At 65.0% G+C, this 22410-nt stretch carries 22 protein-coding genes and 1 riboswitch; of the genes, 8 read left to right on the top strand and 14 right to left on the bottom strand.

Translation table 11 applies throughout. The features are described from left to right. Positions 1–9: 9 nt before the first annotated feature. The 6 genes from B5520_RS06685 to B5520_RS06660 form a co-directional block, all read right to left on the bottom strand. Positions 10–1545: a glycoside hydrolase family 32 protein gene (locus B5520_RS06685; RefSeq protein WP_079596274.1), complete on the bottom strand. Its 1536-nt coding sequence runs from the start codon at positions 1543–1545 to the stop codon at positions 10–12. 6 nt (positions 1546–1551) lie between these two features. Then, positions 1552–2430 carry a carbohydrate ABC transporter permease gene (locus tag B5520_RS06680; RefSeq protein ID WP_079596273.1) on the bottom strand — a complete coding sequence of 293 codons (879 nt, stop codon included), beginning with the start codon at positions 2428–2430 and terminating at the stop codon, positions 1552–1554. A gap of 1 nt (position 2431) precedes the next feature. Further along, positions 2432–3409, bottom strand: coding sequence for a carbohydrate ABC transporter permease (locus B5520_RS06675; RefSeq protein ID WP_176156800.1), 978 nt, complete (start codon positions 3407–3409; stop codon positions 2432–2434). 60 nt (positions 3410–3469) lie between these two features. Then, on the bottom strand, positions 3470–4762 hold the full coding sequence (locus B5520_RS06670) for an ABC transporter substrate-binding protein (RefSeq protein WP_079596272.1): 1293 nt from the start codon (positions 4760–4762) through the stop codon (positions 3470–3472). A gap of 112 nt (positions 4763–4874) precedes the next feature. After that, complete coding sequence (locus B5520_RS06665) at positions 4875–5897, bottom strand: LacI family DNA-binding transcriptional regulator (protein ID WP_079596271.1); 1023 nt, start codon at positions 5895–5897, stop codon at positions 4875–4877. A 76-nt stretch (positions 5898–5973) separates the two neighbouring features. Further along, positions 5974–7839: a vWA domain-containing protein gene (locus B5520_RS06660; protein ID WP_079596270.1), complete on the bottom strand. Its 1866-nt coding sequence runs from the start codon at positions 7837–7839 to the stop codon at positions 5974–5976. Between the two features lie 285 nt (positions 7840–8124). Here B5520_RS06660 and B5520_RS06655 point away from each other — a divergent pair, with 285 nt between their 5' ends. Then, positions 8125–8397, top strand: a complete 273-nt coding sequence (locus B5520_RS06655) for a hypothetical protein (RefSeq protein WP_079596269.1) — start codon at positions 8125–8127, stop codon at positions 8395–8397. A 20-nt stretch (positions 8398–8417) separates the two neighbouring features. On the opposite strand, the gene B5520_RS06650 is transcribed toward B5520_RS06655, so the two are convergent. The 6 genes from B5520_RS06650 to B5520_RS06625 form a co-directional block, all read right to left on the bottom strand. Beyond that, positions 8418–9287 (bottom strand): HNH endonuclease, encoded by an 870-nt coding sequence (locus tag B5520_RS06650; protein WP_079596268.1) that lies wholly within the window; start codon positions 9285–9287, stop codon positions 8418–8420. 21 nt (positions 9288–9308) lie between these two features. Next, entirely contained in the window at positions 9309–9503 is a 195-nt protein-coding gene (locus B5520_RS06645; protein WP_079596267.1) for a hypothetical protein, read from the bottom strand. After that, a complete protein-coding gene (locus B5520_RS06640; RefSeq protein ID WP_079596266.1) occupies positions 9500–10018 on the bottom strand; it encodes a hypothetical protein in 519 nt (172 codons plus the stop codon). The genes B5520_RS06645 and B5520_RS06640 overlap by 4 nt, the downstream gene beginning before the upstream one ends. Positions 10019–10050: 32 nt before the next feature. Further along, positions 10051–10572 (bottom strand): DUF2087 domain-containing protein, encoded by a 522-nt coding sequence (locus B5520_RS06635; protein WP_254865489.1) that lies wholly within the window; start codon positions 10570–10572, stop codon positions 10051–10053. 83 nt (positions 10573–10655) lie between these two features. Then, complete coding sequence (locus tag B5520_RS06630) at positions 10656–11414, bottom strand: SDR family NAD(P)-dependent oxidoreductase (protein WP_079596265.1); 759 nt, start codon at positions 11412–11414, stop codon at positions 10656–10658. 20 nt (positions 11415–11434) lie between these two features. Continuing rightward, the gene (locus B5520_RS06625) at positions 11435–12637 is read right to left on the bottom strand and encodes a globin domain-containing protein (protein WP_079596416.1); all 1203 of its coding nucleotides are present in this window, start codon (positions 12635–12637) and stop codon (positions 11435–11437) included. 166 nt (positions 12638–12803) lie between these two features. On the opposite strand from B5520_RS06625, the gene B5520_RS06620 reads away from it, so the two are divergent. The 6 genes from B5520_RS06620 (at position 12804) to B5520_RS06595 (ending at position 18590) form a co-directional block, all read left to right on the top strand. Continuing rightward, the gene (locus B5520_RS06620; protein ID WP_079596264.1) at positions 12804–13781 is read left to right on the top strand and encodes a dienelactone hydrolase family protein; all 978 of its coding nucleotides are present in this window, start codon (positions 12804–12806) and stop codon (positions 13779–13781) included. 85 nt (positions 13782–13866) lie between these two features. After that, positions 13867–14298, top strand: coding sequence for a hypothetical protein (locus B5520_RS06615; protein WP_079596263.1), 432 nt, complete (start codon positions 13867–13869; stop codon positions 14296–14298). 95 nt (positions 14299–14393) lie between these two features. Next, complete coding sequence (locus B5520_RS06610) at positions 14394–14576, top strand: hypothetical protein (protein WP_079596262.1); 183 nt, start codon at positions 14394–14396, stop codon at positions 14574–14576. Positions 14577–14641: 65 nt separating this feature from the next. Next, on the top strand, positions 14642–15664 hold the full coding sequence (locus tag B5520_RS06605; protein WP_079596261.1) for a ribonuclease Z: 1023 nt from the start codon (positions 14642–14644) through the stop codon (positions 15662–15664). Further along, a complete protein-coding gene (locus B5520_RS06600) occupies positions 15661–17118 on the top strand; it encodes an APC family permease (protein WP_079596260.1) in 1458 nt (485 codons plus the stop codon). The genes B5520_RS06605 and B5520_RS06600 overlap by 4 nt, the downstream gene beginning before the upstream one ends. Next, on the top strand, positions 17115–18590 hold the full coding sequence (locus tag B5520_RS06595; protein WP_079596259.1) for a protein adenylyltransferase SelO: 1476 nt from the start codon (positions 17115–17117) through the stop codon (positions 18588–18590). The genes B5520_RS06600 and B5520_RS06595 overlap by 4 nt, the downstream gene beginning before the upstream one ends. A gap of 88 nt (positions 18591–18678) precedes the next feature. On the opposite strand, the gene B5520_RS06590 is transcribed toward B5520_RS06595, so the two are convergent. Continuing rightward, the gene (locus B5520_RS06590; protein ID WP_079596258.1) at positions 18679–19536 is read right to left on the bottom strand and encodes a C40 family peptidase; all 858 of its coding nucleotides are present in this window, start codon (positions 19534–19536) and stop codon (positions 18679–18681) included. A gap of 3 nt (positions 19537–19539) precedes the next feature. Next, a riboswitch (cyclic di-AMP (ydaO/yuaA leader) is annotated at positions 19540–19709 on the bottom strand. A 185-nt stretch (positions 19710–19894) separates the two neighbouring features. Then, complete coding sequence (locus B5520_RS06585) at positions 19895–20863, bottom strand: hypothetical protein (RefSeq protein WP_254865488.1); 969 nt, start codon at positions 20861–20863, stop codon at positions 19895–19897. A 147-nt stretch (positions 20864–21010) separates the two neighbouring features. Here B5520_RS06585 and B5520_RS06580 point away from each other — a divergent pair, with 147 nt between their 5' ends. Next, positions 21011–22375, top strand: a complete 1365-nt coding sequence (locus B5520_RS06580) for an aggregation-promoting factor C-terminal-like domain-containing protein (RefSeq protein ID WP_079596257.1) — start codon at positions 21011–21013, stop codon at positions 22373–22375. Positions 22376–22410 lie beyond the last annotated feature (35 nt).

Genomic DNA, 22410 nt, shown 5'->3' with positions numbered 1-22410 from the left:
CAGCCGGGTTCAGCCGCCGACGACGTCGAGCGCCAGGAGTTGCGCGCCCTCACCCTCAGCGATGATCGCCAAAGCCGTGCCCGCCTCAGCAGGGAACACGAGGTCCGTGATGGTGGCCAGCCCGTCCTGGGCGAAGACCTCCACTGAGCAACGGTCAAGGTAGGCGCGAAGGCGGAGGCGGCCGTCCTGCAACGGGACGGCCACCGTCTCAATGGAGGCGAAGGTTGCGTGGAAATCCACGTGCCCTGACGCGCTCCGGTCCAGGCGCAGCATTCCTTCCGCCACGTCGTAGGTGAGCAGCGTGGCCTGGGCGCCGCCCGCGCGGAGCATCAGTCCCACCCGCGTCGCGGTGCCCGGCTCGAACTCAACATCGATGCGCGCCACTGTCCCGGTGACCGGAAGTTCCAGCGTCCCCGGCACCAAGCGCTGCGGTCCCAGGTGGAAGGTTCCAGACTCCGATCCCTCGAAGGGATCGACAGCCTCCTGCCGGAGCACCACCTTGCCGTCCACCCGGGTCAGCGTAACTTCCCGCGGCAACGACATTGCACTCCGCCAGCCGCCGGTGGGGATGGAGCCCGCGTAGTCCCAGTTGTTCATCCATCCGATCATGATGCGCCGGCCGTCGGGCACATTGCTGAAGGAGACGGCGGCGTAGTAGTCACGTCCCCAATCCAGCCAGCCGTACTCGCGCATCCGGCTGCCGTCCTTCTGGAGGCCCTCGGTGACGGTCGATTCGGACCTGAACGTCACGCCGTCGAACCCGCCCTGGAAGTACTGCCCGGCTGAGCCGCCGGCAATTCCTCCCGGGTTGATGTTCACGATGAGGACCCACTTCCTGTCCTCCGGGTTCCCGTCCACGGGCAGCTCGAACAGGTCCGGGCATTCCCACACACCGCCGGTGGCGTTCGCAGGCCCGAACGTGCTCAGGTACTCCCAGGCCTTCAGGTCCGCGGACTTGTAGAGCACCACCTGCCGCTCCACCGCCTCGACGGCGGCCATGACCCAGTAACCTCCGGCGGCGCCGTCGTACCAGAAAACCTTGGGGTCCCGGAAATCGGCCGAGGCGCGGTCCAGGACCGGGTTGCCCTGGTGCTTGGTCCAGGTCCTGCCCTCGTCCACGCTGTAGGCGAGGGACTGGGCCTGCCGGCCGGCCAACCGCGAGTCACCACCGTAGGCGCTGGTATAGACAGCCACGAGCGGCGGGTTCCAGGCAGTGCCGAATCCGCTGCTGTTGTTCCGGTCGAATACCACTGAGCCGGAGAAGATGGCCTCCTGCGCGTCGCAGGGAATGGCCACCGGCTGCTCCTCCCAGTGCAGCAGATCCCGGGAGGTGGCGTGGCCCCAGGACATGTTGCCCCAGTCCGTGCCGAAGGGGTTGTGCTGGTAGAAGAGGTGGTAGGTCTCGTTGAGGTAGACCAGCCCGTTGGGATCGTTGAGCCAGTTGCGTTCGGCGGTGTAGTGCCATGCGGGGCGGAACCGGTCCCTCGACGGAACTGTCGGGGCGGCGGCGGACGCGGGAGCCGCCGTCGTCGTCAATGGATTCATTGTGGCCTAGCCCTTCACGCCGCTGGAGGCGATGCTGTTGACGAAGGAACGCTGGAAGGCGATGAACAGCACCACCACGGGAACGGTGATGAGGGATGCGTACGCCATGACCTCGCCCCAGGAGACGTTCAGCTGGAAGAAGTACTGGATGCCGATCATCACCGGGCGCAGTTCCTCGGACTGGACCACCATGAGCGGCCAGAGGTAGGAGTTCCAGGCCGGCAGGAAGGTCAGGATCGCCACGGTGGCGGTGGCTGGGCCGGACAGCGGCATGACCACCTGGCGGTAGATCTTGAACCAGCCGGCGCCGTCGATCCGCGCGGCCTCGTCCAGTTCCTTGGGAATGGACTCGAAGTACTGGTGGAACAGGTAGATCGAGAAGGCGTTGGCGATGAAGGGGATAATCTGGACCTGGTACGTGTCCAGCCAGCCCTTGGAGAATTCGAGGCTGAAGCCGTTCAGCTCGAAGTAGGGGAGCTGGTTGACCCACCACACCAACGGCAGGGCAAGGGTCTGGAAGGGCACGATCAGCGTGGCGAGGATGGCGGTGAACACGATTTTCTTGCCGCGGACCTGCATCCGGGAGAGGGCGAAGGCGCACAGGCTGTTGACGAAGATCCCGAGGATCACGGTGACGGCGGAGACGCCCACCGAGTTCAGCAGGAAGCGGGCGGCCGGGACGCGGTCGAAGACGGCGGTGTAGTTGTCGAAGGAGATGTTGCCCACCGGCAGGAATGCGGCCAGGGAGGACATGTCGCCGAAGATCTGCTGGTCCGGCTTCAGGGAGGACACGAGCATAAAAACGATGGGGAACGCGGCGACGACGGCGAAGAGGATCCGCACCAGCATGGTGCCGGCGTTTTTCAGGAGCAGTTGGTTTTTCATGTCAGTCTTTCTCCCGCGTAAGGTAGCGCTGCACCGCGGAGACGATCAGCACGAGGACGAAGAACACCAGCGAGATGGCGGAGGCGTAGGAAGTTTCCTGCTGCCGGTAGCCGGACTGGACAGCCTCGTAAATGATGGTGGTGGTCGAGTCCATGGGACCGCCCTGGGTCATAACGCTGATCTGGTCGAAGAGCCCAAGGGCCTGGATGGTGATGGTGACAAGGACCAGGCTGCGCGTGTGGAAGAGGCCGGGCCAGGTCACGTAGCGGAACTGCTGCCACCGGCTGGTGCCGTCCAGCTGCGAGGCCTCGTACAGTTCACCGGAGATGCCCTGGAGCCCGGCGAGCCAGATGATCATGTGGAATCCGGCCGCCTGCCAGATGGACAGGATGATGATGGCCGGCATTGCGGTGTTGGGGTCGCCGAGCCAGTCCGGGCCGTCGATCAGGCCGAAGCTGACGGCGGCGAGGATCTCGTTGATCAGGCCGTCCTTGCGGTACATGAACAGCCACAGCAGCGAGACCACCACCATGGAGGTGACCACGGGCAGGAAGTACACGGTGCGGAAGAAGTTCACGCCGCGGAATTTCTTGTTGATCAGCAGCGCCATCACCAGGGCCAGGCCGGACTGCACCGGAACGATGACGACGGTGAAGTAGGCGACGTTGAGCAGGGCACGGTAGAACGTGGGGTCCGAGAAGAGCCGGGCGAAGTTCTCCACGCCCACAAATTCGACCGGACGCGGCGAGATGAGCCGCGCGTTGGTGAAGGCCAGACCGAAGCCAAGGACGGCCGGGATGAAGATGAAGGCGAGCAGCAGCAGTGCCGCCGGGGCGATCATGCCCCAGCCGCTGAGCTGTTCCCGGCGGAAGCCAGGGCGGCTGTGGGTCTTGGGGGCCTTACCTTTCGCGTTCGACGGCGGCAGGGCAGTTTCAGGGGTGGCTGGACTTGGGCGTGTGGGAAGGGAAGCAGTTGCCATGAGGGTCTCCGTAGGTCGGGCTGCCGGATGGCTGCGGGGAGCAGCCATCCGGGGCTCCGGCTAGTTCTTGTAGCCGCCGTTGGACTTGATGTTGGCGTCGATCGCCTTCACGGCGTTATCAAGGGTGGACTTCGCGTCCGCCCCGTTCAGGATGTCCTGCACGGCCTTCCCGTATTCGGTGGCGATGAAGGGGTAGGCGGGCGTCTCGGGCCGCATGACCGCGTATTCGCGGGAGAAGTCCATGAAGATCCGGTTGGCGCCGCCCTGGGCGAAGGCCGGAATCTGGGCCGCCGCCTCTTCGCTGGCAGGAATCGCGCCGGTGGCCTTGGCCACTGCGGCAATGTTTTCCGGCTTCAGGGAGTAGGAGAGGTAGTCCATGGCTGCCTCGGCGTTGCTGCAGCCGCTGGTGACGCCCCACTGCCAGGAGGCGCCGCCGATCTTCGGGCCCTCGCCGAGGTCCACCGGCGGCATGACGACGAGGTCGTCGCCAAGGGCCGCCCTGGCCTTGTCCCCGGCCCACGAGCCCGTGTAGACGATCGCTGACTTGTTGTTCAGGAAGTCCTGGGTGGAGTCCTTGCCGCTCTTCTTGGCCATGAAGCCCTGGTCCGCGAGGCCGCGGAACCACTCGGCCCACTCCACCGCCTTGTCGCCGTTCAGTGCGCCCTCTGCACTTTGGAAGCCGTCCCTGTTCACCAGGTCGCCGCCGAACGACTGCAGGAGGGGGGAGTAGCCGTACGGAAGCCATTCGCCAGTGCCGGCGGTGCCCAGGTCCAGCGGGTGCTCCCACGTGCCCAGAGCCTTGAGCTTGCTGAGGGCATCCTGGAACTCTTCCTTGGTCCACGGCTTCTCCATGGTGGCGGGGCGTACGCCGGCGGCCTTCAGGTCAGAGGCGCGGGCCATCATGGCCAGGGCGACATCATAGTAGCCAACGGCGTAGGGCTTTCCATCCCATTCAGCCACAGTGCTGGGGAGATGCTTGGAAAGGTCCGCATCCAGTTCGAGGGGCTTCAGGTACCCGGCCCAGGCCCAGTTAGGCACGTTGGGGCCGTCAATGTCCACGATGCAGGGCAGGTTGCCCGCGGCTGCTGCCGAGACCACGGAGTCGTTGTAGGAGTCCTGGGGGAAGGCCTGGATCCTGATCTTCACGTTGTCCTGGCTGCCGTTGTAGGAGTCAACGATCTTCTGGACGGCAGCCAGTTCCTCCGGGTTGCCGGCGTTGTGGGTCCAGAGCGCGATCTCACCGGAACCTTCAGTGGAAGACGATGCACTGCCCTTGCCGCAGCCGGCGAGGGTGGCTGTGAGGGCGGCTGCGGCTATGCTGGTCGCCAGGATCTTGGTGAACTTCTTGTTCATGGGTCGGTCTTTCTGCTTGGACAGCGGGGGATTGATGTAGGTCCTGCAGGGAACGCGGCCGCTGCAACGGCTGCGTTCCCGTTTTTAACGGGGGTTTTCTTGCGCCTGGGTGTCAGTTCCGGGGCGGAGCGACGGACTCCCGCTCAATGACGGGGCAGGAAATCTTTTCCTGCCTCCGCGGCGCCCCGGGGTCCTCAAGCTCCTCCAGGAGTTTCAGGACAGCCCACCGGCCCATCTCATAGTGGGGGAGGGCCATGGTGGACAGGCCCGGCCAGAGGCCGTCGGCGATGAGCTCAAGGTTGTCAACGCCCACAATTGAAACGTCAGCCGGAACCTTCAGGCCAAGGTGCCCTGCCGCCTGGTAGGCGCCCATGGCCATCTGGTCATTGAAGCAGAACAGCGCGGTGGGTGGTTCCGCCCGGGACAACAGCTGAAGCGCCGCTTCCCGGCCTCCCGCAGTGCTTGGATGTCCGGCCATCAGGCAGTCCGCGGGTAGTTCCAGTCCATGGCGGACAAGCGCTGCGCGGAACCCTGCGAGCCGCCCGTGGGCGGCCGGAATATCGTCCTCGTTGTTGACCATGGCAATCCGGCGATGACCGGCCGTAACCAGAAGTTCGGCCGCGGACTCGCCGGCGCCGAACTCGTCCGGCACCACAGAGGACAGTGCGGGGTTGTCCGGGGTGGCGTCGAGGACAACAGTTGGGGCTGCACCCAGTTCGCCCGGGACGGACACCTGCTGGTTGAACATGCGGGCGTAGACGATGCCGTCCACCTGGTGCTGCTGCAGGGCCCGGATTTCCTGGCGCTCCAGCTCATTGTCCAAGCCGGAGTTGACCACCATCAGCAAGTACCCGTGCTCCGAGGCGGCGTCCTGGGCGCCCTGGATCATGGCACCGGCAAAGGGCGTGGTGGTGATCTCGTCACTGACAAGGCCGAGGATCTGTGAACGCTGGTTGCGCAGTCCGCTTGCCAGGCGGTTCGGTGCGTAGCCGAGGTCACCGGCTACGGCTTTGATGTGTTCCACAGTCCGGGCGTTGACCCGGGAGCTGTGCGCTTCGCTCAGGGCATGCGACACGGTGGTTACGGAGACGCCGGCAGCTTTCGCCACGTCCCGGATGTTGACCTTTGTCGCCATTGACTTCGTTCCTTTGCAAAACGTTTTGTATGTTGCTTGCATCACTATATGCAAAACGTTTTGCAACCGTCAAGGCCTAGAAGCTGGTCACCAGTTCGCCGAGTACCTCCTCGAGCCTGTTCGGGTCGGTGGCGTCGTAGTAGTGCGCCCCGCTCGCCCTGGCGATTTCAAGCAAAGTGGGGACGTCGGCGTCGGGCCCGTATGCGAGTGTAAAGACGAGCACCGGTGTCGCGTGGTTCTGATGGCTGAGCTGTTCGGTGAGCCCGGGCAGGTCTCCGGGGTGGGTGGAATCATTCTTGCCGTCGCTCAAAAGCACAATGGTGTTGATGAAGCTGTCTTTGTAGTCCTTGGCCTGATCGCCGGCGAAGCGGCCAACCGCTTCAAAAAGCGGCGTAGCGTCCACGGCCTGGAGCCCGTTGAGCTTGGCGATGATGTCTTCTTTATTGGTCTTCAGCGGGGCTACCGGGCTAACGATGCCCGGCTGCAGGGGGCCGTCATCCACATGGGAGAACGCGGCCAGCCCAATCTCGTCCTCACCCACGAAGTGGTCCAGTGCCTTGACAACGGCATCCTTGGCCCGCTGCAACTTGGTCACTCCGGTCTCCTGCACCATGGACTCGGAAACATCCAGCAGGAACAAGGCCCTGGCCCGCTTGCGGACCTCGTGGAAGCTGTCCTGCATGGCAACAAGCGCCTCCGCCTTGGGGAGTGGCAGCGGTTGGAGCGTCTCAGCGTACCGGCCGGTTGCCGCCACGGTGGCGTCCAGCTTTCCCTGGATGCTGCGGTAGCCGGACGCCTTGACGACGTCCTGGCCCTGCTCCGTCACCGCGAACGCGAGGAAGTCCTGCGCGGCCAGACGCTGCTGGCTCTGTACCCATTCGCCGTCAAGGATTACTGCCGGGTTGTCAGCCACGTGCACGCCGTCATTGGGGTAGATGGCCCGGAGGGGCTCCCTGGGCACGGGGCCGGACTGCTTTTTCGTACCGTCCTCGCTGACCACTCCCCGGTTATAGTCCCAGACCGCCTTTTCATCCACGATCACCGCGGAGAGGAACTCCGCGACGTTCCCGGCGTCGTCAGCCTCCCTGGCGTGCCACAGGAAATGCTCGGGAGTGGCCATGTAGTGGCTGGTGCCCAGTTCCACGGCACGCACCTTCTCCACCAGGGACGGTGCATCCAGGTCCATGTCGTCCAAGCCCCCAAGGCTGCCGCCGGCGGCACCGTAGGAAGCGGCAAGGGCCATCAAGCCCGACGTTGAAACGAGCGGACTGGCCTTGCCGAACTTGAATTTCCCCCAGTCGCCATGGCCGAGGCGCTCCCAGACGTCCTGCTCTTCGGACATTTTGAAGACCTCAGACCACGACGGCGGTTTGCTGTCCCAGCCGAGGGCGCGCACCATCGTCTCCGGCATGGCGACAACGATCGCACTCCGGGCGATGCTGGTTCCTTCCTGGCTGGCAGGGCTTCCGATGGCATCTTCCCCTGCGATCCGTAACCACGCGGAGGAATCCGGCAGCCAGATGGAGGGCCTGTCGGCGGCCGGAACGCCTGGGAACTGCGCCCCCACCTTGCCGGCAGCGACTCCCGATTTTTCCTGGGTGACTGCCGGCGTCACGCATTTACCGTCCACGCTGCGGGGTTTCGCGGTGTACGCGGCCGCCAGGGCGCGGACCATCTCGGCGTTCTCGAGCGAAGTGAGGATGTTCAGGGAGATGCAGGGCGAGGCCCCGGCAACGGCGGCAGGATTGTCCTGTGTCAAGGGCTCGGTTGCTGAAGGTGTGTTGCCATTCCCCCCGGACGTGCCCCCGTCCCCTGGATCGGGAAAGAGCATGGTGCGCAGCACGAATGCGCCGCCAACGATGAGAAGTGCCACTGTGGCCGCCGCTGCGATCCAGATCCATCGCGGATAGATCGGGTCAGTTGCTGCGCGTCGACGGCCCATGCTCGTTTCCTTTGAAATCCGCCGGGTCTCCCCGGTGTGAATGCAAATTATGAAACTGACCCGCGGCAGTCACACCGCGGGTGCGCCTAGCCCCCCGCCCGGATGCCCCCGCAACTGGATACGCATTTTGAGGATAACCCCGGCGGGCGCAAAGATTTAGGTTGTTGACGGAATTTTGTGGGTTCCTGAGCCTGGCTTACGTGCTCTGGATCACGACGGGTGCCAGGTCTACATTGGTATTGGCTTATGCAAAGGGCCTACCCGCCGCCAATCCAGGAGGGGACCATGAGCCCCACACCAAAACAACCAATCACCGATGACAGCATCCAGGTCCGACAGGTTAACCACTACCAGTTCAGCTGGGTGGCCGGGGACGCCGGAAAGCCGGGCACCTGGACCCTCCAGCTGGTCCTTGACCAAGGGGCGTGGGAGGAGGTCCTTACCCTTGACGCAGAGGACGCCGAGGTACTCCAGGGCCTCCTGAAACGCTCGGCGACCGTGTACTACGACGTCCGCCGGCGCACACTGATGTTCGGGACAACGCCGGCAGGGCAGTAATTGCCTGCCCGCACCGTCAGTCAATCCAGGCCCGCATTAAGGATCCGCAGGGCGTTCTCCTGCGCCTCGAGTGTTTGCTCAGCGACCATCTCGCCGCGAAGGTGGCCTGCGCTGGCAATGATGTTTCGGAGTTCCGTGACACTGCGTGCTGTGCTGGCGTCCCGGTGCGCCATGTCGTGGCAATTGGCGCACAGGGGCACAAGGTCCGCGACGGGGTCCAGTTGGTATCCGTTGCCCAGCAGGGATGCCGGCACAGTGTGGTGGACGTGGATGGATCCTTCTCCGAGTTCGCCGTAGCGCGCCTCGAAGGAGAAACCGCAGGCAGCGCATGACGTGCCATGGAACGCCAGGCATATTCGCCGCGCGTCCGGGTCGCGTTCGTAGCGGTTCACTTCAATACTGCTGACCGCCTCCACCGGGTAGGTTCCTGGAACCAGTTCGCTGACGGTGGCGGCGGCAGGTCCCAGCTCCCGCCACAGCCGGCGAAGCCCAGGCTCCGCTGGCAACGGGACCGTCGTCGGTTGGCGGATCGCGTTGCCCCACCGGACGCCGGGCACTGCTGTGGCCAACACGTCCGGCCTTATCTGCTCGCCAAGGGGCAGCAAGGCGTCGAAGACGACGCCGACATACTGCCCGTCTGCCTGCGGATCGTGGAGATGCCCCGCTTCGCAGATCCCGGTGAGCACAGCACCGTGGCCGATCAGGCCGCTGCCCGCGTCACTGCTGCCGTGGAGGAAAAGCCAAACTTCCGTTCCGGGCCCAATGTTCCAGCGTCGATTAATACCCCAGCGGACAAAAAACCGGCCGGCTTCCCTGACCTGCTCGACGGCGTCCCGGTAGTTCCAAGGGTTCCGCCCGTCCGTATTCCATCCCAGAATTACTGCTGCCACTGCTTTAGCCAGGCAGCCGGACTAGATGGGTTCCTTGGCCAGTGCCTTGGTTTTGGCGGGCGTTTCACGTCCGAGACGCTCATCGAGCGTCACCCGTAGCCTGGCCGCTGCAACCTGGACACGGTGCTCGGCAGGCGTGGCCTTCTTCTTCGCCGGTTTGGCGGTGGTGCTCCGGGGAGTATGGACATACCGGTGTTCAGATGATGCAGCGCTCATTGTCCAACCTCCTCAGTCTTGTGCTTACCAGTCATTTCATTGTCACCCATGTCTCCATCGGAGTCCACGGACGGGACATCCTGGGCGGAGTCGTAGTCCTCCCCGTTCTCATCGCCCGAGACGTTCTTCCAAGCGATATCGAACAACTCAAGTTCCTCCTCGCGCGCCAGTTCGCTCCGCGCCAGAACTTCCAGCGTTGCGAGCCCCAGGGCCTTGGTCCCTTCATCGTCGTCCAATGCGCGGTCCAGCGCCCACTGGGTCCGCCGCCACCATTCGGCGCGGCTGTCAGCTTCGGTCTTCTGCCTCAGCGCCTGCACGTCCGCTTCCCGCTTTTGATCCAGTGCCGTCTTGTCTGCAGCCGTACGCTGTTTGAGCGTGCGCCAGTTGATGTAAAAAGCCAGAAGGGCCGCAATGAGAACGGCCAGGGGTCCCAGGCCGGCAAGTATTACCCACCAGTCGGCCGGCCCTGAATGGACTACGACGTCGAGCGGGCTGGGGGAGGGGGCGGGAGTCACCCGACCAGCATAAGTGGCCCGATGAAAGCACCCTAAGCGTGTTCTTCTTCCGGCAACGAGTACGAGGAGCCTGACGGCGTACGTGACAGCAGCCCGAAGTCCACCAGGTAGCGGCGCAGCAGCACCACGTCATCGGTATAGCTGAGGAGCCGTTCATTGACCTGTCTCTCCGTCAGGGTTTCACCCGGCTTGATGGCCTGACTGACAATCCAGCCCAGGAGCTCCCGCCGCTCTGCCTTATTAGCGGGATACCTCTCGATCCTGCCCAGGCGCATGAACCGGTCCAAACCTGTCTGCGCCTGCCGTCGCGGTTGCTGCCCCAGAAGGTCACGGAATATCGATCCGGGTGCCTCCAAATGACCGGAAGCATTCCGTTCCACAAGACCGGAATCAAGCAGGGCAGCGACGGCCCGCTTTCGCCGTTGATCGTTGGCATCACCAGGGACCTCGGCGCCGAGCACTATGTGCGCGTACGCGGCTCGTGCGTCATCGTTGGCGAGAGCTGCCATCACACGCCGCCAGTGCGGTCCGCTCATCCTCTTGCTTCCAGCCACTCCGTTGTCCTTACTCCACATCCGCCCCGGCCGTATTGCGAGTGAACGAAACGAGGCGGCCCGGAGAGACGGCGCCTCTCCGTTCAGACGGCTGTGTATCCTCCATCTACGAGGTAGTAGCCACCGGTCATGAACGATGCGTCCTCGGACAGGAGGAAGGCAACGAGGTGGGCGACTTCCTCGGACCTGCCAAGCCGGCCGAGGGCGTGCTTTCCTTCGAGCACCTGCAGGACTTCGGGGCTGAGGCTGCTCTCAACCAGCGGCGTCCGGATGTAACCCGGGCCAACCGAGTTGATGCGCAGGCCCTGGGGTCCGTATTCGGCGGCGGCGTTCTTGGTAATCCCTACCACCCCGTGTTTTGCGGCGGTGTAAGCGCCGTTCCCCAGGGCTGCGACACTTCCGTGAATGGAGGCCATATTCACGATGGCGCACTTGTCCGCGCCGGCAGCGAGCATCTGCGGTATCTGGTAACGCATGCCGTACAGCACCCCGTTGAGGTTGATGTCGATGACCTTGTCCCACTCGTCCAGGTCGGTTTCGCCTGCGGGCGCCTGCTTGCCGCCGATGCCCGCATTGTTGACGGCTAAATGGAGGGCCCCGTAGGTGTCAACGGCGTGGCGGACAACCTTCTCGGCGTCCTCCTTGTTCGCCGTGTCCTGGCGGACGGCCGAGGCGGTCCCGCCGTCGCCAACGATTTCTTGGACAACGCGCTCCGCCGCCTCCACATTGATGTCGGTTACCACCACGCTGGCACCCTTGGCGGCGAGTTCCTTACAGATTGCCTCTCCGATGCCGGAGCCGCCTCCGGTGACCAGCGCAACTTTGCCCGTGAACTGTGCCATGGCTTTCCCCTCTCTATGGGCTACTGGAAGTCGGCGAGCCAGAGATCCGGCCCGAAGACTTCGTACTGGATGTCCTTCGCCGGAATTCCCGTAGCGATCAGGTCGCTCCGGACAGCTTGGAGGAACGGCAGTGGGCCGCAGAGGTAGTATTCGGCGTCGATCGGAAACTCCACGGCGTTGATATCCATGAACCCCTGGAATGAGGTGCCGCCTGGACCTTCATCCGGATTCAGGAACCAGGTGTACAGGGATCCGTCAGCCAGCAGGCTGAGGTCTTCGATGACCTGCCGGCGGAGCGGAAACGAGGCCGGACTGTCATCTGCATGCAGGAACATCACCTGGCGCTGCGAGCCGGCCTTCACCAGGTGGGACAGCATTCCAGCCATCGGAGTGATGCCGATCCCTGCGCTCGCCAGAACCACCGGCCTGTCCGTGTACCCCAGCACCACGTCGCCGAAAGGCGCTGACAGCACCACTTCGTCGCCCACCTTGACGTCGTTGTGCAGCAGGTTGGACACCTCGCCGTCGGGAGTGCCCAGCCCGTGCACCCTTTTGACCGCGAAATGCCGGTGTTTCCCGTCGTCCGCGCGGGTGAGGCTGTATTGGCGCGGCTGATGCACGCCGTCGTTCATCAACATTTTGATGGTCACGTACTGTCCGGGCAGGGACGGCTTGACCTCGCGTTCGTCGGTCCTTTCCACCACGAAGGTGACCACATCCTCGGTCTCCTGGATGCGCTCGGCCACCCGCCACGTCCGCCAGATGGTGCCCGGTGAAAGGTGCACCGCGTTGTAGAGGCCACGTTCCTTGTTGATCAGCATGTTCGCCATCAGCCAGTAGACCTCGTCCCAGGCTTCGGCAACCGGCGGGGTAACGGCGTCGCCCAGCACATCGACGATTGCCCACATCAGGTGGTCATGGACGGTCTGGTACTGGTCCGGGCTCAGGCCGAGCGAGACGTGTTTATGGGCAACGCGTGACAGCAGGTGGTCAGGCAGCTGGTCCGGTTTCTCCACTAAATACCTGGCGAACGCAGCGATTGATCCGGCCAGCGCCTGCTGCTGGCGGCCGTCCGCCTGGTTGCCCCGGTTGAAGAGACCGTCCAGCAGGTCCGGCCGCGCTTCGAACATGTGCTTGTAGAAGCGTTTGGCGATCTCCCCGATATGCTCTCCCACCACGGGCAGGGTCGCCTCGATGACGGGACGTGACGTGTCAGAGAGCATCATCGGTCCTTCCGGAATGTCCTGGCAGCGGCCAGCCTTCAGGGGTGCAAATCTAACAGCATTGGCACCCCGGGAGAAGAGGCAACCGACCGGTCCAGGCAGCCGAAAACCCCTTGTCCTCGGCCTGGAGTTAGGCAACGATGGTGATCTACTCCAGGAGGCGGCCATGGTCCAGCTGGGCAAATTCGAAAAGTACCTGATCGAGGAATTCTTCGACGACTACCGGGCCGGCGACATGACCCACCGGACCTTCACCCGCCGGGTGGCATTCATCACCGGGAGTATGACTGCCGCTTCCGCCGCCATGCTTCTCGTGGGCTGCACGCCCGAGGAGGTCCCGCGCAGTACGGACCCCATGCCCACGCCCAGCCCGTCATCCTCGACGGCGGGCAACGGCACTTCGACGTCGGGCGCCGTCCCGGGAGCCAAGAGCCCCCTGTCCGTTCCGGAGGGCACGCAGGGGATAACGACGTCGACCGTCACCTTCCCCTCCGGCGGCACGGACATCAGCGGCTACCTCGCCCGGCAGGACGGGGCCGCGGCTGGTCCTGCCGTAATGATCTGCCACGAAAACCGCGGGCTGACGCCCCACATCCAGGACGTGGCCCGCCGTTTTGCCAAGGCAGGTTACAGCGCCCTGGCGCTTGACCTGCTCAGCAGGGAAGGAGGAACGGCGGACATGGACCCGGACGCCGTGCCGGGTGCGCTGACCAGGGCCGGTACACCGCGCCATGTGGGCGACTTTGCCGCGGCCTTCGACTACCTGGCGGCACAGGACTTCATTGACCATGCCCGCATCGGCATGAACGGCTACTGCTTCGGCGGCGGCATTACCTGGCAGGCGGCCACAGAACTGAGCGGCCTCAAAGCCACTGCCGCGTTTTACGGACCGGCCCCGGACCTCAACAAGGTTCCCGCCATCAAGGCGGCCGTCTTCGGCGTCTACGCGGAGCTGGACCAGCGCATCACCGGGGCCATGCCGGCACTCGGCGACGCTTTGGCCGCAACGTCGGTAACCCATCAGCTCACCGTCTATCCCGGCGTCGACCATGCCTTCCACAACGACACCGGCGAGCGCTACAACGAAGCGCAAGCAACGGCCGCGTGGAACGACACGCTGGCCTGGTTCGGGCAGCACCTTTAGTCCCGCGGACGGCTGGTTTCCACCCCTGCCGTTCATCAGTATGCTTACTATTGTTGGGTAAGCCGATCACGAGGAAGGCATCATCATGACTGAACAGAACCTCCCTGACGACGAGCTGGAAGTTGTCGAGGAAAACGACGTGCTTCTCGACGAGACTCCCGGCGCCGCCGCATCCTTCGAACTCGACCCCGTCTCCGGCGAACCGGACAACTACCCCGGTGCCGCCGAAAACAATCCGGACCGCTGGCAGGAAGATCCCCTGCTCCAGGACGAGGCCGTATCCGGCGAAGAAGAGGACTTTCTCAGCGATCAGACACTGCGGGACGAGACGGCCGAAGCCCGGTATGAGGCCGGCGACGAGCAGGTGCCCCCTGGCACGCCGACCCTCGGCCAAGCCGTTGCAGACGTTGACTTTGGCGAAAACCCGGGCGGCGCGGAAGCCGAGGGCAGCGACGACACGGAAAACTTCGGCGGTTCCCCGCTGAGCGAATTCGATCCCGACGATCTGGAACGCTAAAGCCAACAGCATCTGGCCTTCAGCCCAAAGTGGGCTAAAATACTAAGCAGACTGATGAATATCGGTTGGCAAGATCAAGACTGAAGGAGTTTCACATGAACTTGGGAAGCATGATCAAGAACGCCGCTGGACGATTCGCAGGCAGGACCGAGACCGGCGGAACAGTGCGCCGGCGCGGCATCGGCGCACCAGGTCGCACCCCGCACACAACCGGTGCGGTGGGCGGCAGGCAAAGTGGCATCGCCGGCAAGATTATGGGAATGCTCAGGCGGCACTGACCCCCACACGACACACCACAAGGCAGGTTCCTCCGGAGCCTGCTTTTTGGTTTCCACCTATAACCATGCGTGAACTCATTGTCCTTGGAACTGCATCGCAGGTCCCTACCCGCAGCAGGAACCATAACGGGTACCTGCTGCGCTGGGACCGCGAAGGCCTGCTCTTCGACCCCGGCGAGGGCACCCAGCGCCAGATGATCCATGCCGGTGTATCGGCAACCCAAATCACCAGGATCTGCCTCACCCACGTCCACGGCGACCACTGTTTCGGCCTGCCCGGCGTTCTGTCCCGCATGGCTTTGGACGGGGTCACGCATCCCGTACACCTCCACTATCCCGCGTCCGGGGAGGATGTGGTCCGGGCCCTCGTTTCCATCAGTTCGCCCGGGATCGACCTGAGGCTCCACCCCCACGGCGCGTCCGGGGCCGTTGCTGAAGGACTGGACGTCCGGCCATTGAAGCACCGCATCGAAACCTACGGCTACCGGCTCACGGAACCTGACGGCCGCACCCTGTTGCCCCACCTGCTCGCGGCTGCGGGCATTGAAGGGCCTGACGTGGGGCGCCTGCAGCGCGAAGGCTCCCTCGCCGGCGTCGGACTGGAAGACGTCAGCGTGCCCCGGCCCGGGCAGCGCTTCGCGTTCGTCATGGACACCGCGCCCTGCACGGGCGCCGAAGAGCTGGCCGACGGCGTGGACCTCCTGGTCGCCGAATGCACCTTCAGCGACGACGACGCCGGGCTGGCGCACCAGTACCGCCACCTCACCGCCGGGCAGGCAGGAGAGTTGGCGGCAGGCGGCGCTGCCGGCACCCTGGTCCTCACGCATTTCTCGTCCAGGTACGGCGACGACCTCACCATGCTTGCCGGGCAGGCCGCTGCGCGGGCGGGCAGCACCCGTGTCATTGCCGCGCACGACCTGCAACGGATCGCCTTCCCCCGGCGCGAGCGCTGGCAGGAGGGCGGCCTCCCGGCGGGGCCGGCCGTGGGGCGCGGGAGCATTGCCAAAGCGCACAAGGAGGATCACAGTGAAATACGTGGCAGCAGTCCGGAAGCTGGCCACCCGACCCGGCGTGGAGGCCGACAATGAGCGCAACTTCCGAAGAAGTGTTTGACGTTACTCCCGAAGACAAGGAACCCGCCCTCAAACGGGTGCTCGGCCCCAAACTCCTCCTGCTGTTCATCGTGGGGGACATCCTCGGAGCCGGCGTCTATGCCGTGACCGGAACCATGGCAGGGACAGTGGGCGGCATCGTCTGGTTGCCCTTCCTGCTGGCGTTCGTGGTGGCCACGCTGACAGCCTTTTCCTACCTTGAGCTGGTCACCCAGTATCCGCAGGCCGCGGGGGCCGCGCTCTATACGCACAAAGCATTCGGGATCCACTTCGTCACCTTCCTCGTGGCCTTCGCCGTGGTCTGCTCCGGCATTACCAGCGCGTCGACATCGGCGAACGTCCTGGCCCAAAACTTTTTCGGCGGGCTGGAGATCAACGGGGTGATGGGTGATCCGGGGCAGGGCGTGATCACTGCGGTGGCCCTCGCGTTTATGCTCCTGCTGGCGGTCATCAATCTGCGCGGCGTGGGGGAGAGCGTCAAATTCAACGTGGTGCTGACCCTGGTGGAGATGATCGCGCTGTGCATCGTGATCGGCGTCGGCTTCTACGTGATGGCCCAGGGGACAGGCAATCCGGGCGAAATCTTCGTGTTCAACGACTACCAGGACAAGGGACTGTTCCTGGCCGTCACCGCCGCCACCTCCATCGCCTTCTTTGCCATGGTGGGCTTCGAGGACTCGGTGAACATGGTGGAAGAAACCAGGAACCCGGAAAAGATCTTCCCCCGGACCATGCTTACCGGCCTCGGCATCGCCGTGCTCCTCTACATGCTGGTGGCGGTCTCCGTGGTCAGCGTCCTGACACCCACCGAGCTCGAAGGCATCAGGGAAGCTGAGGGAGCCGCACTCCTGGAAGTGGTCCACAAAGGCTCACCCGACTTCCCGATTGACCGGGTCTTCCCGTTCCTGGCCGTCTTCGCCGTCGCCAACACAGCCCTGATCAACATGCTGATGGCCAGCCGCCTCATCTACGGCATGGCCCGGCAACACGTCCTGCCGCGGGCATTGGGGAAGGTGCTGCCAGTTCGCCGCACCCCCTGGGCCGGCATCGCCTTCTCCACCATCCTCGCACTGGGCCTGATCCTCTACGTGACCAGCGATCCCGAGAGCAACATTGTGGCCAACCTGTCCGGCACCACGGCGTTCCTGCTGCTGTGCGTCTTTACCGTGGTGAACGTGGCCTGCCTGGTGCTGCGGCGGAAGCGGGACCCCGACCGGAAGGTGTTCTTCACCTCGCCCGGCCAACTGCCCCTCGTGGCGGCACTGCTCTGCGCGTTCCTTGCCGGCCCGTGGGTGGGCCGCAATGTGATCCAATACCAGATTGCCGGCGGACTGATGGTGATCGGGGTTGTCCTGTGGCTGGTTACCTGGCTGGTCAACCGGCGGACAAACGTCAGGGATGCCAACGACACGGATAGGGTTAATCCATGACTGCCTCTGCAGAATCAACAGTTACTTTCGACGGCCGCTTCGCCAGGGAACTGGCGGAATTGGCGGTTCCCTGGCAGGCGGAGGAAGCCCCCGACCCGCAGCTCCTGGTCTTCAATGAGGCGCTCGCACATGAGCTGGGACTCGACCCGGACTACCTGCGCACGCCCGAGGGCGTCCGGCTCCTGCTCGGCAACCACCTGCCGGAAGGGGCAACCCCAGTGGCCCAGGCCTACGCCGGACACCAGTTCGGTGGCTACTCACCCCTGCTCGGCGACGGCCGGGCCCTGCTCCTCGGCGAGATCGTGGACGCCAACGGCCGCCTGCGGGACATCCACCTCAAGGGCTCTGGCCGCACACCCTTTGCGCGGGCAGGCGACGGACGTGCCGTCGTCGGGCCGATGCTGCGGGAGTACCTGGTGAGCGAGGCGATGCATGCACTGCGCATCCCCACCACCCGCTCACTGGCCGTGGTGGGCACCGGACGGCAGGTGCGCCGGGACGATATGCTGCCCGGCGCGGTCCTGGCCCGCGTGGCCAGCAGCCACCTGCGCGTGGGAAGTTTCCAGTACGCGCGGGCTACGGACAATATTGAGCTGCTGCGCCGGCTGGCGGACCACGCCATCGACAGGCACTACCCGGCCGCTGCCGAAGCAGAAAACGCGTACCTGGCGCTCTTTAGGGGCGTAGTGTCCGCCCAGGCCTCGCTGGTGGCGCAATGGATGCTGGTGGGGTTTGTCCACGGCGTGATGAACACGGACAACATGACCATCTCCGGTGAAACCATCGACTACGGACCCTGCGCCTTTATGGACGCCTTCAATCCCGCCGCGGTCTACAGCTCCATCGACGTCGGCGGACGCTATGCGTACGCCAACCAGCCCGTCGTGGCCGAATGGAACCTCGCCCGCCTCGCCGAAGCGATGCTGCCGCTTATCAACGAGGACCAGGAACAGGCGGTCGCCCCCGCCGTGGAAGCCCTGGGCGAATTCCGGAAGCAGTACAGCGATGCCTGGTTCAGCGGCATGAAAACCAAGCTGGGCCTCCCGGAAGCCCCGGCCGGAAGCCCCGGGGACGCCGCAGCATCGGAGCTGGTGGACGGGGTTGTTGCGCTGCTCAAGGACGGCCCCGTCGATTACACCCAGTTCTTCCGGAACCTCGGCCAGGCAGCGCGCGGGAACGTCCGGCCGGCCCGCGGCATGGTCCTGGACCTCGCCGCGTTCGACGCCTGGGCCGGGCAGTGGCTGGCACTGGATCCCGACGCTGACCTGATGGATTCGGTGAACCCGGTGTACATACCGCGCAACCACCTCGTGGAGGAAGCGCTCGCGGCGGCCACCGAGGGGGACCTTGATCCGTTGCACCGGCTGCTGCAGGCCGTCAGTGCTCCCTACGACGAACGCCGGGGCCTTGAACGCTACACGGAAGGCCCGCCGGAAGACTTCGGCACCTACATGACCTTCTGCGGTACGTAACCCGGAAGGGCCGGGAACGAGACAAGGGCGGCAGCCGGGATATCCCGGCTGCCGCCCTTGTCTGCGCTGCTTCGGTACGCTGGCGAAATTACGCTACGCGGACGAAGGAAGCTCCACTGAGCCAGCTAATGGAGTGGACCTCGGTCTTGAAGCCGTCAACGCCACCGCTGACAACCTGGCCGTTGCCCGCGAAGACGCCCACGTGGCCGGCAGTGATCACCAGGTCACCCGGGGCAGGGGTGCCCACCACGGAGCCGTACTGGTAGAACTGGCCCGGGGCCAGGTCGCCCACGGACTTGCCAACGGCGCGGAGAGCCTTCTCCACCATGGCGGTGCAATCCTGCTGGACGCCGAGCTGGCCGTAGGCGTTGGCCAGGATGGCTGCGCCGGTGCCCGTTCCGGTGGCAACGGGAGCAGCCGGTGCCGGTGCCGGGGCCGGTGCCGGAGCGGGGGCGGTGGAGGCGTAGGAGATGTTCATGCCGGTGTTCGCGGGAGCGGATGCGGCCTGGACCGGAGCGGCGGCGGGTGCTGCGTATCCGGCGCCCGGGATGGTGATCTGGTCGCCCGGGTAGATGATGGTGGAGATGTCCAGCCCGTTGGCGGCGAGGACATCGTTGAGGCTGACGCCGTTGGCTGCCGAGATGGCGCCCAGGGTGTCACCGGAAACAACGGTGTGGACGTTGGAGGCTGCTGCTGCGGGGGCGGCAACTGCGGCGGCGGGCGCCGAGTAGGCCTGGACGTTAGTGGCTTCGGTGCTGTCCGGGCCGGTCACGCCTGCATGGGCCGGAGCTCCGACGCCGAACGCAATGCCGGATGCAGCGGCAACTGCGAGGGCCGGGCGGCCGAGCGTCCGGGCCTGGGACTTGGCGGAAACAGCCAAACCCTGAAGCACGATCGAGCGGGCCGGAGTCGCGCGGTGACGGGCGGTGATGGAATTTTTTGACACGGTTGATCGCCTCTCCCATGCCTGCGGGGTGAGCTGTCGGGTTCGGGTTGGAGATACCCGGCCGAAAGCAACCCCGAACGGAACGAGGCGCTATCGACTTAACCCCAAGGCTTTGAAAAAGCCGCGGAAACTTGGTTCCCCCGTCCCTGCCAACAGGAAAGCGATTGAATCCCGTATCAGCGGCAGGGCTCGGCATGCTGAGGGGAATGTCCCGCTTGGGAGGGACACGTGAAAGACCATAACCCGCCCAGCCGCTGATTGTCACATTTGGATAACATACGAGGTCCTCCTCTCGGATTAAGCAATCGTCTTGATTGCACCGAAGTATCCCGTCTTGACCTCGCCTGATAGTCCGCTGCTAACCCTGCATGCAGGACCGCGTAACAAAGTCATAAAGTTGCGCACGTAACACCGCTCCTGCGGGAACGCGGATCGCTCCCTGCCGGGCGTCGACAGTGACCTGCAGAGGCAGCACAGTGCCCACCTTGTCCTCCGCAATGGCATGCGGGTCACAGCGGGCGGGGCGGATATGCAAGGGGAACTGACGGGGGACGTCACCCGCCGTGAGGGTGAGGTTTGCCGGCCAGGGATTCCGGGGCGCTTCGGCCAGCAGGGGAGTGCCGCCAATGCTCCGTATGGTCAGGGACCGGGCCGCCTGGTCCGGGTTTTTCCTATCTGCTGCCGGGTGCGGGGCCACCACAAGGTGGACGACGGCGGTGCGCGCGTCCGGCGCCACCTCCAGCTGCGTGCCCAGGCGGATGTCCGCCACGGCGGCTACTGCGGTGGCGAGGCAGAGTTCATCATTGTTGCGCCGGAGGACCCCGAATGGATCAGAGGCGCTGAAGGTCAGTTGCCGCGGCCGGGACTGTCCGGGTGAGGTCACGAGGACGGTGGCCTTCGCCGTTTCCCCGTCCGGGGAGGGGCGCCCTTCGCATGTTGCAGCGGGAAGCGCCGCCGGCAGGCTTTTCGGCTGGCCGGGCGGCAGTTCGAGGTCATCCCCGGCGGGCATCCAGCTGATCGCTTCTTGAAAGAAGGGAGAGATGACTTCGGCCTGGATCAGCGTCACCGCAGCGTCTGACGTATTGGTGAGCTGCAGCTGGACCTCAGGCTTGCCATATTGGTCCCGCGACTGGTTTAGCTCGACAGCTATGGGTCCTTGCCCTGCTGTGGCAGTCGGTGTCTCCCCGGTAGTCTCCGGCGCCGGGGAGGATGTGCAGGCCGACGCTGCCTGTACCGTCGCCAGTGCTGCCGCCGCGGCCAGGACCCGCAGGCGGCGAGGGTGTGGACGGAGCACTCCAGTTCCTGCCGGTGCGCCATTCCCGCCCATGCCACAAGTCTAGGATCGGCACGCACGGACGGCGGAATCCTGTGCATGGCGACGAACGCTGGCATCAGCGTCGCCATCGCAAGAAAATGTAACGATGTGGCTACTGTGACTGATGGGGTCAGTCGGCCGCCGGTAGGCTTCGGAACTATGTCCCCGTTTGTGACCAAGGCGAAATCCCCCTTGCTGGGAGGCCTGCTGGGCGTTGCCCTCGCCACCTCGGCCGCGCTGCTCCCCGCATCAGCCGTTGAGATGCCGCCCGGCGGGTATCCGTCCTGGGAGGATGTGCAGAAGGCGCAGCAGACGGAGACCGGCAAGGCCGCCGAAATCTCCAGGATCAATGACCTGCTCAACGGCCTGCAGCGCCAGTCCGAGTCGGTGGGGAGCGCCGCAGTGACATCGGCTGCGGACTATGCCGTGGCCGACGCCGCCCTCCAGTCCGCCACCGCCAGGGTGGACGCCTTGGCCGCGCAGGCTGCCCAGGCAAGCGGTGAACTGCTGCAGCACAGGAGGGAGATCGGCGCGCTGGCCGCCCAGTCCTACCGCACCGGCGGGACAGCCATGGGTTTCTTCGTGGCCCTGGACGCCCTGGAGGCCAACAGCGTCCATCGGCTCAACGTTGTTCACATTGTGGGTGGCAAGACCGCAGCCCTCGTCAACAAGGCGGCGGCCGCCGGGAAAATCACCTCCTCGCTGGCCGACCAGGAGAAGGCTGCCAGGGCAGAGCGCGAGCGCCTTTCCGAGGAGGCAAAGAGCAAACTGGACGCAGCGCGTTCCGCACAGGATGCTGTGGCGCGACAGATCGCGGAGGAGCAGCGGCGCAGCGGGGAACTGACCGCACAGCTTGCCTCCCTCAAGGGGACGACGGCGGCAGTGGAGGGGGAGTACCGGCAGGGCCAGGCGGCGCTCGCGGCCTATGAGGCAACCCAGGCGGCAAAGCGGGCAGCCGCCGAGGAACAGGCCCGCCGACCGGCGGCAGCCGGCGCCAGTGTTGCCGGTGCCGGAGCCCGGAATCCGCCGGCCGCGAATCCCGGGCTCCTGAATCCCGGCCCTCCCAATCCGGCCCCTCCCAATCCGGCCCGTCCCAATCCGGCACAGGCGAATCCTGTCCCGGCGGCTCCCGCCGCTCCAGCACCTCCGCCGGTGCCTGCTGTCCCGCCCGGCCCGCCCGCCGTCGTCGTACCTTCCGTGCCCGGCGGCGCCGTCAACGATCCGGCGGGGGCAAAGACCTATGCCTCCGGCCGCCTGGGCGCCTATGGCTGGGGCCAGGACCAGTTCCTGTGCCTCGCCCAGCTCTGGACCAAGGAATCCAACTGGCTGACCACCGCCACCAACCCCTATTCGGGCGCCTATGGAATCCCGCAGGCGCTGCCGCCGGGCAAATACGCCAGCGCCGGCGGCGACTGGCTCACCAGCTACCGCACGCAGATCGAATGGGGCCTTGGCTACATCCGTGAACGGTATGGCTCGCCGTGCGTGGCCTGGAACCACTCCGTGGCTAAAAACTGGTACTGACCCGCACTGGATGCACGGGCGGTTACGCTTTTCAC

Source organism: Arthrobacter sp. P2b (assembly GCF_900168295.1).
Classification (GTDB): Bacteria; Actinomycetota; Actinomycetes; order Actinomycetales; family Micrococcaceae; genus Arthrobacter.
Note: the sequence above shows the minus strand (reverse complement) of the source record. Positions and strands in the feature narration are given on the sequence as shown.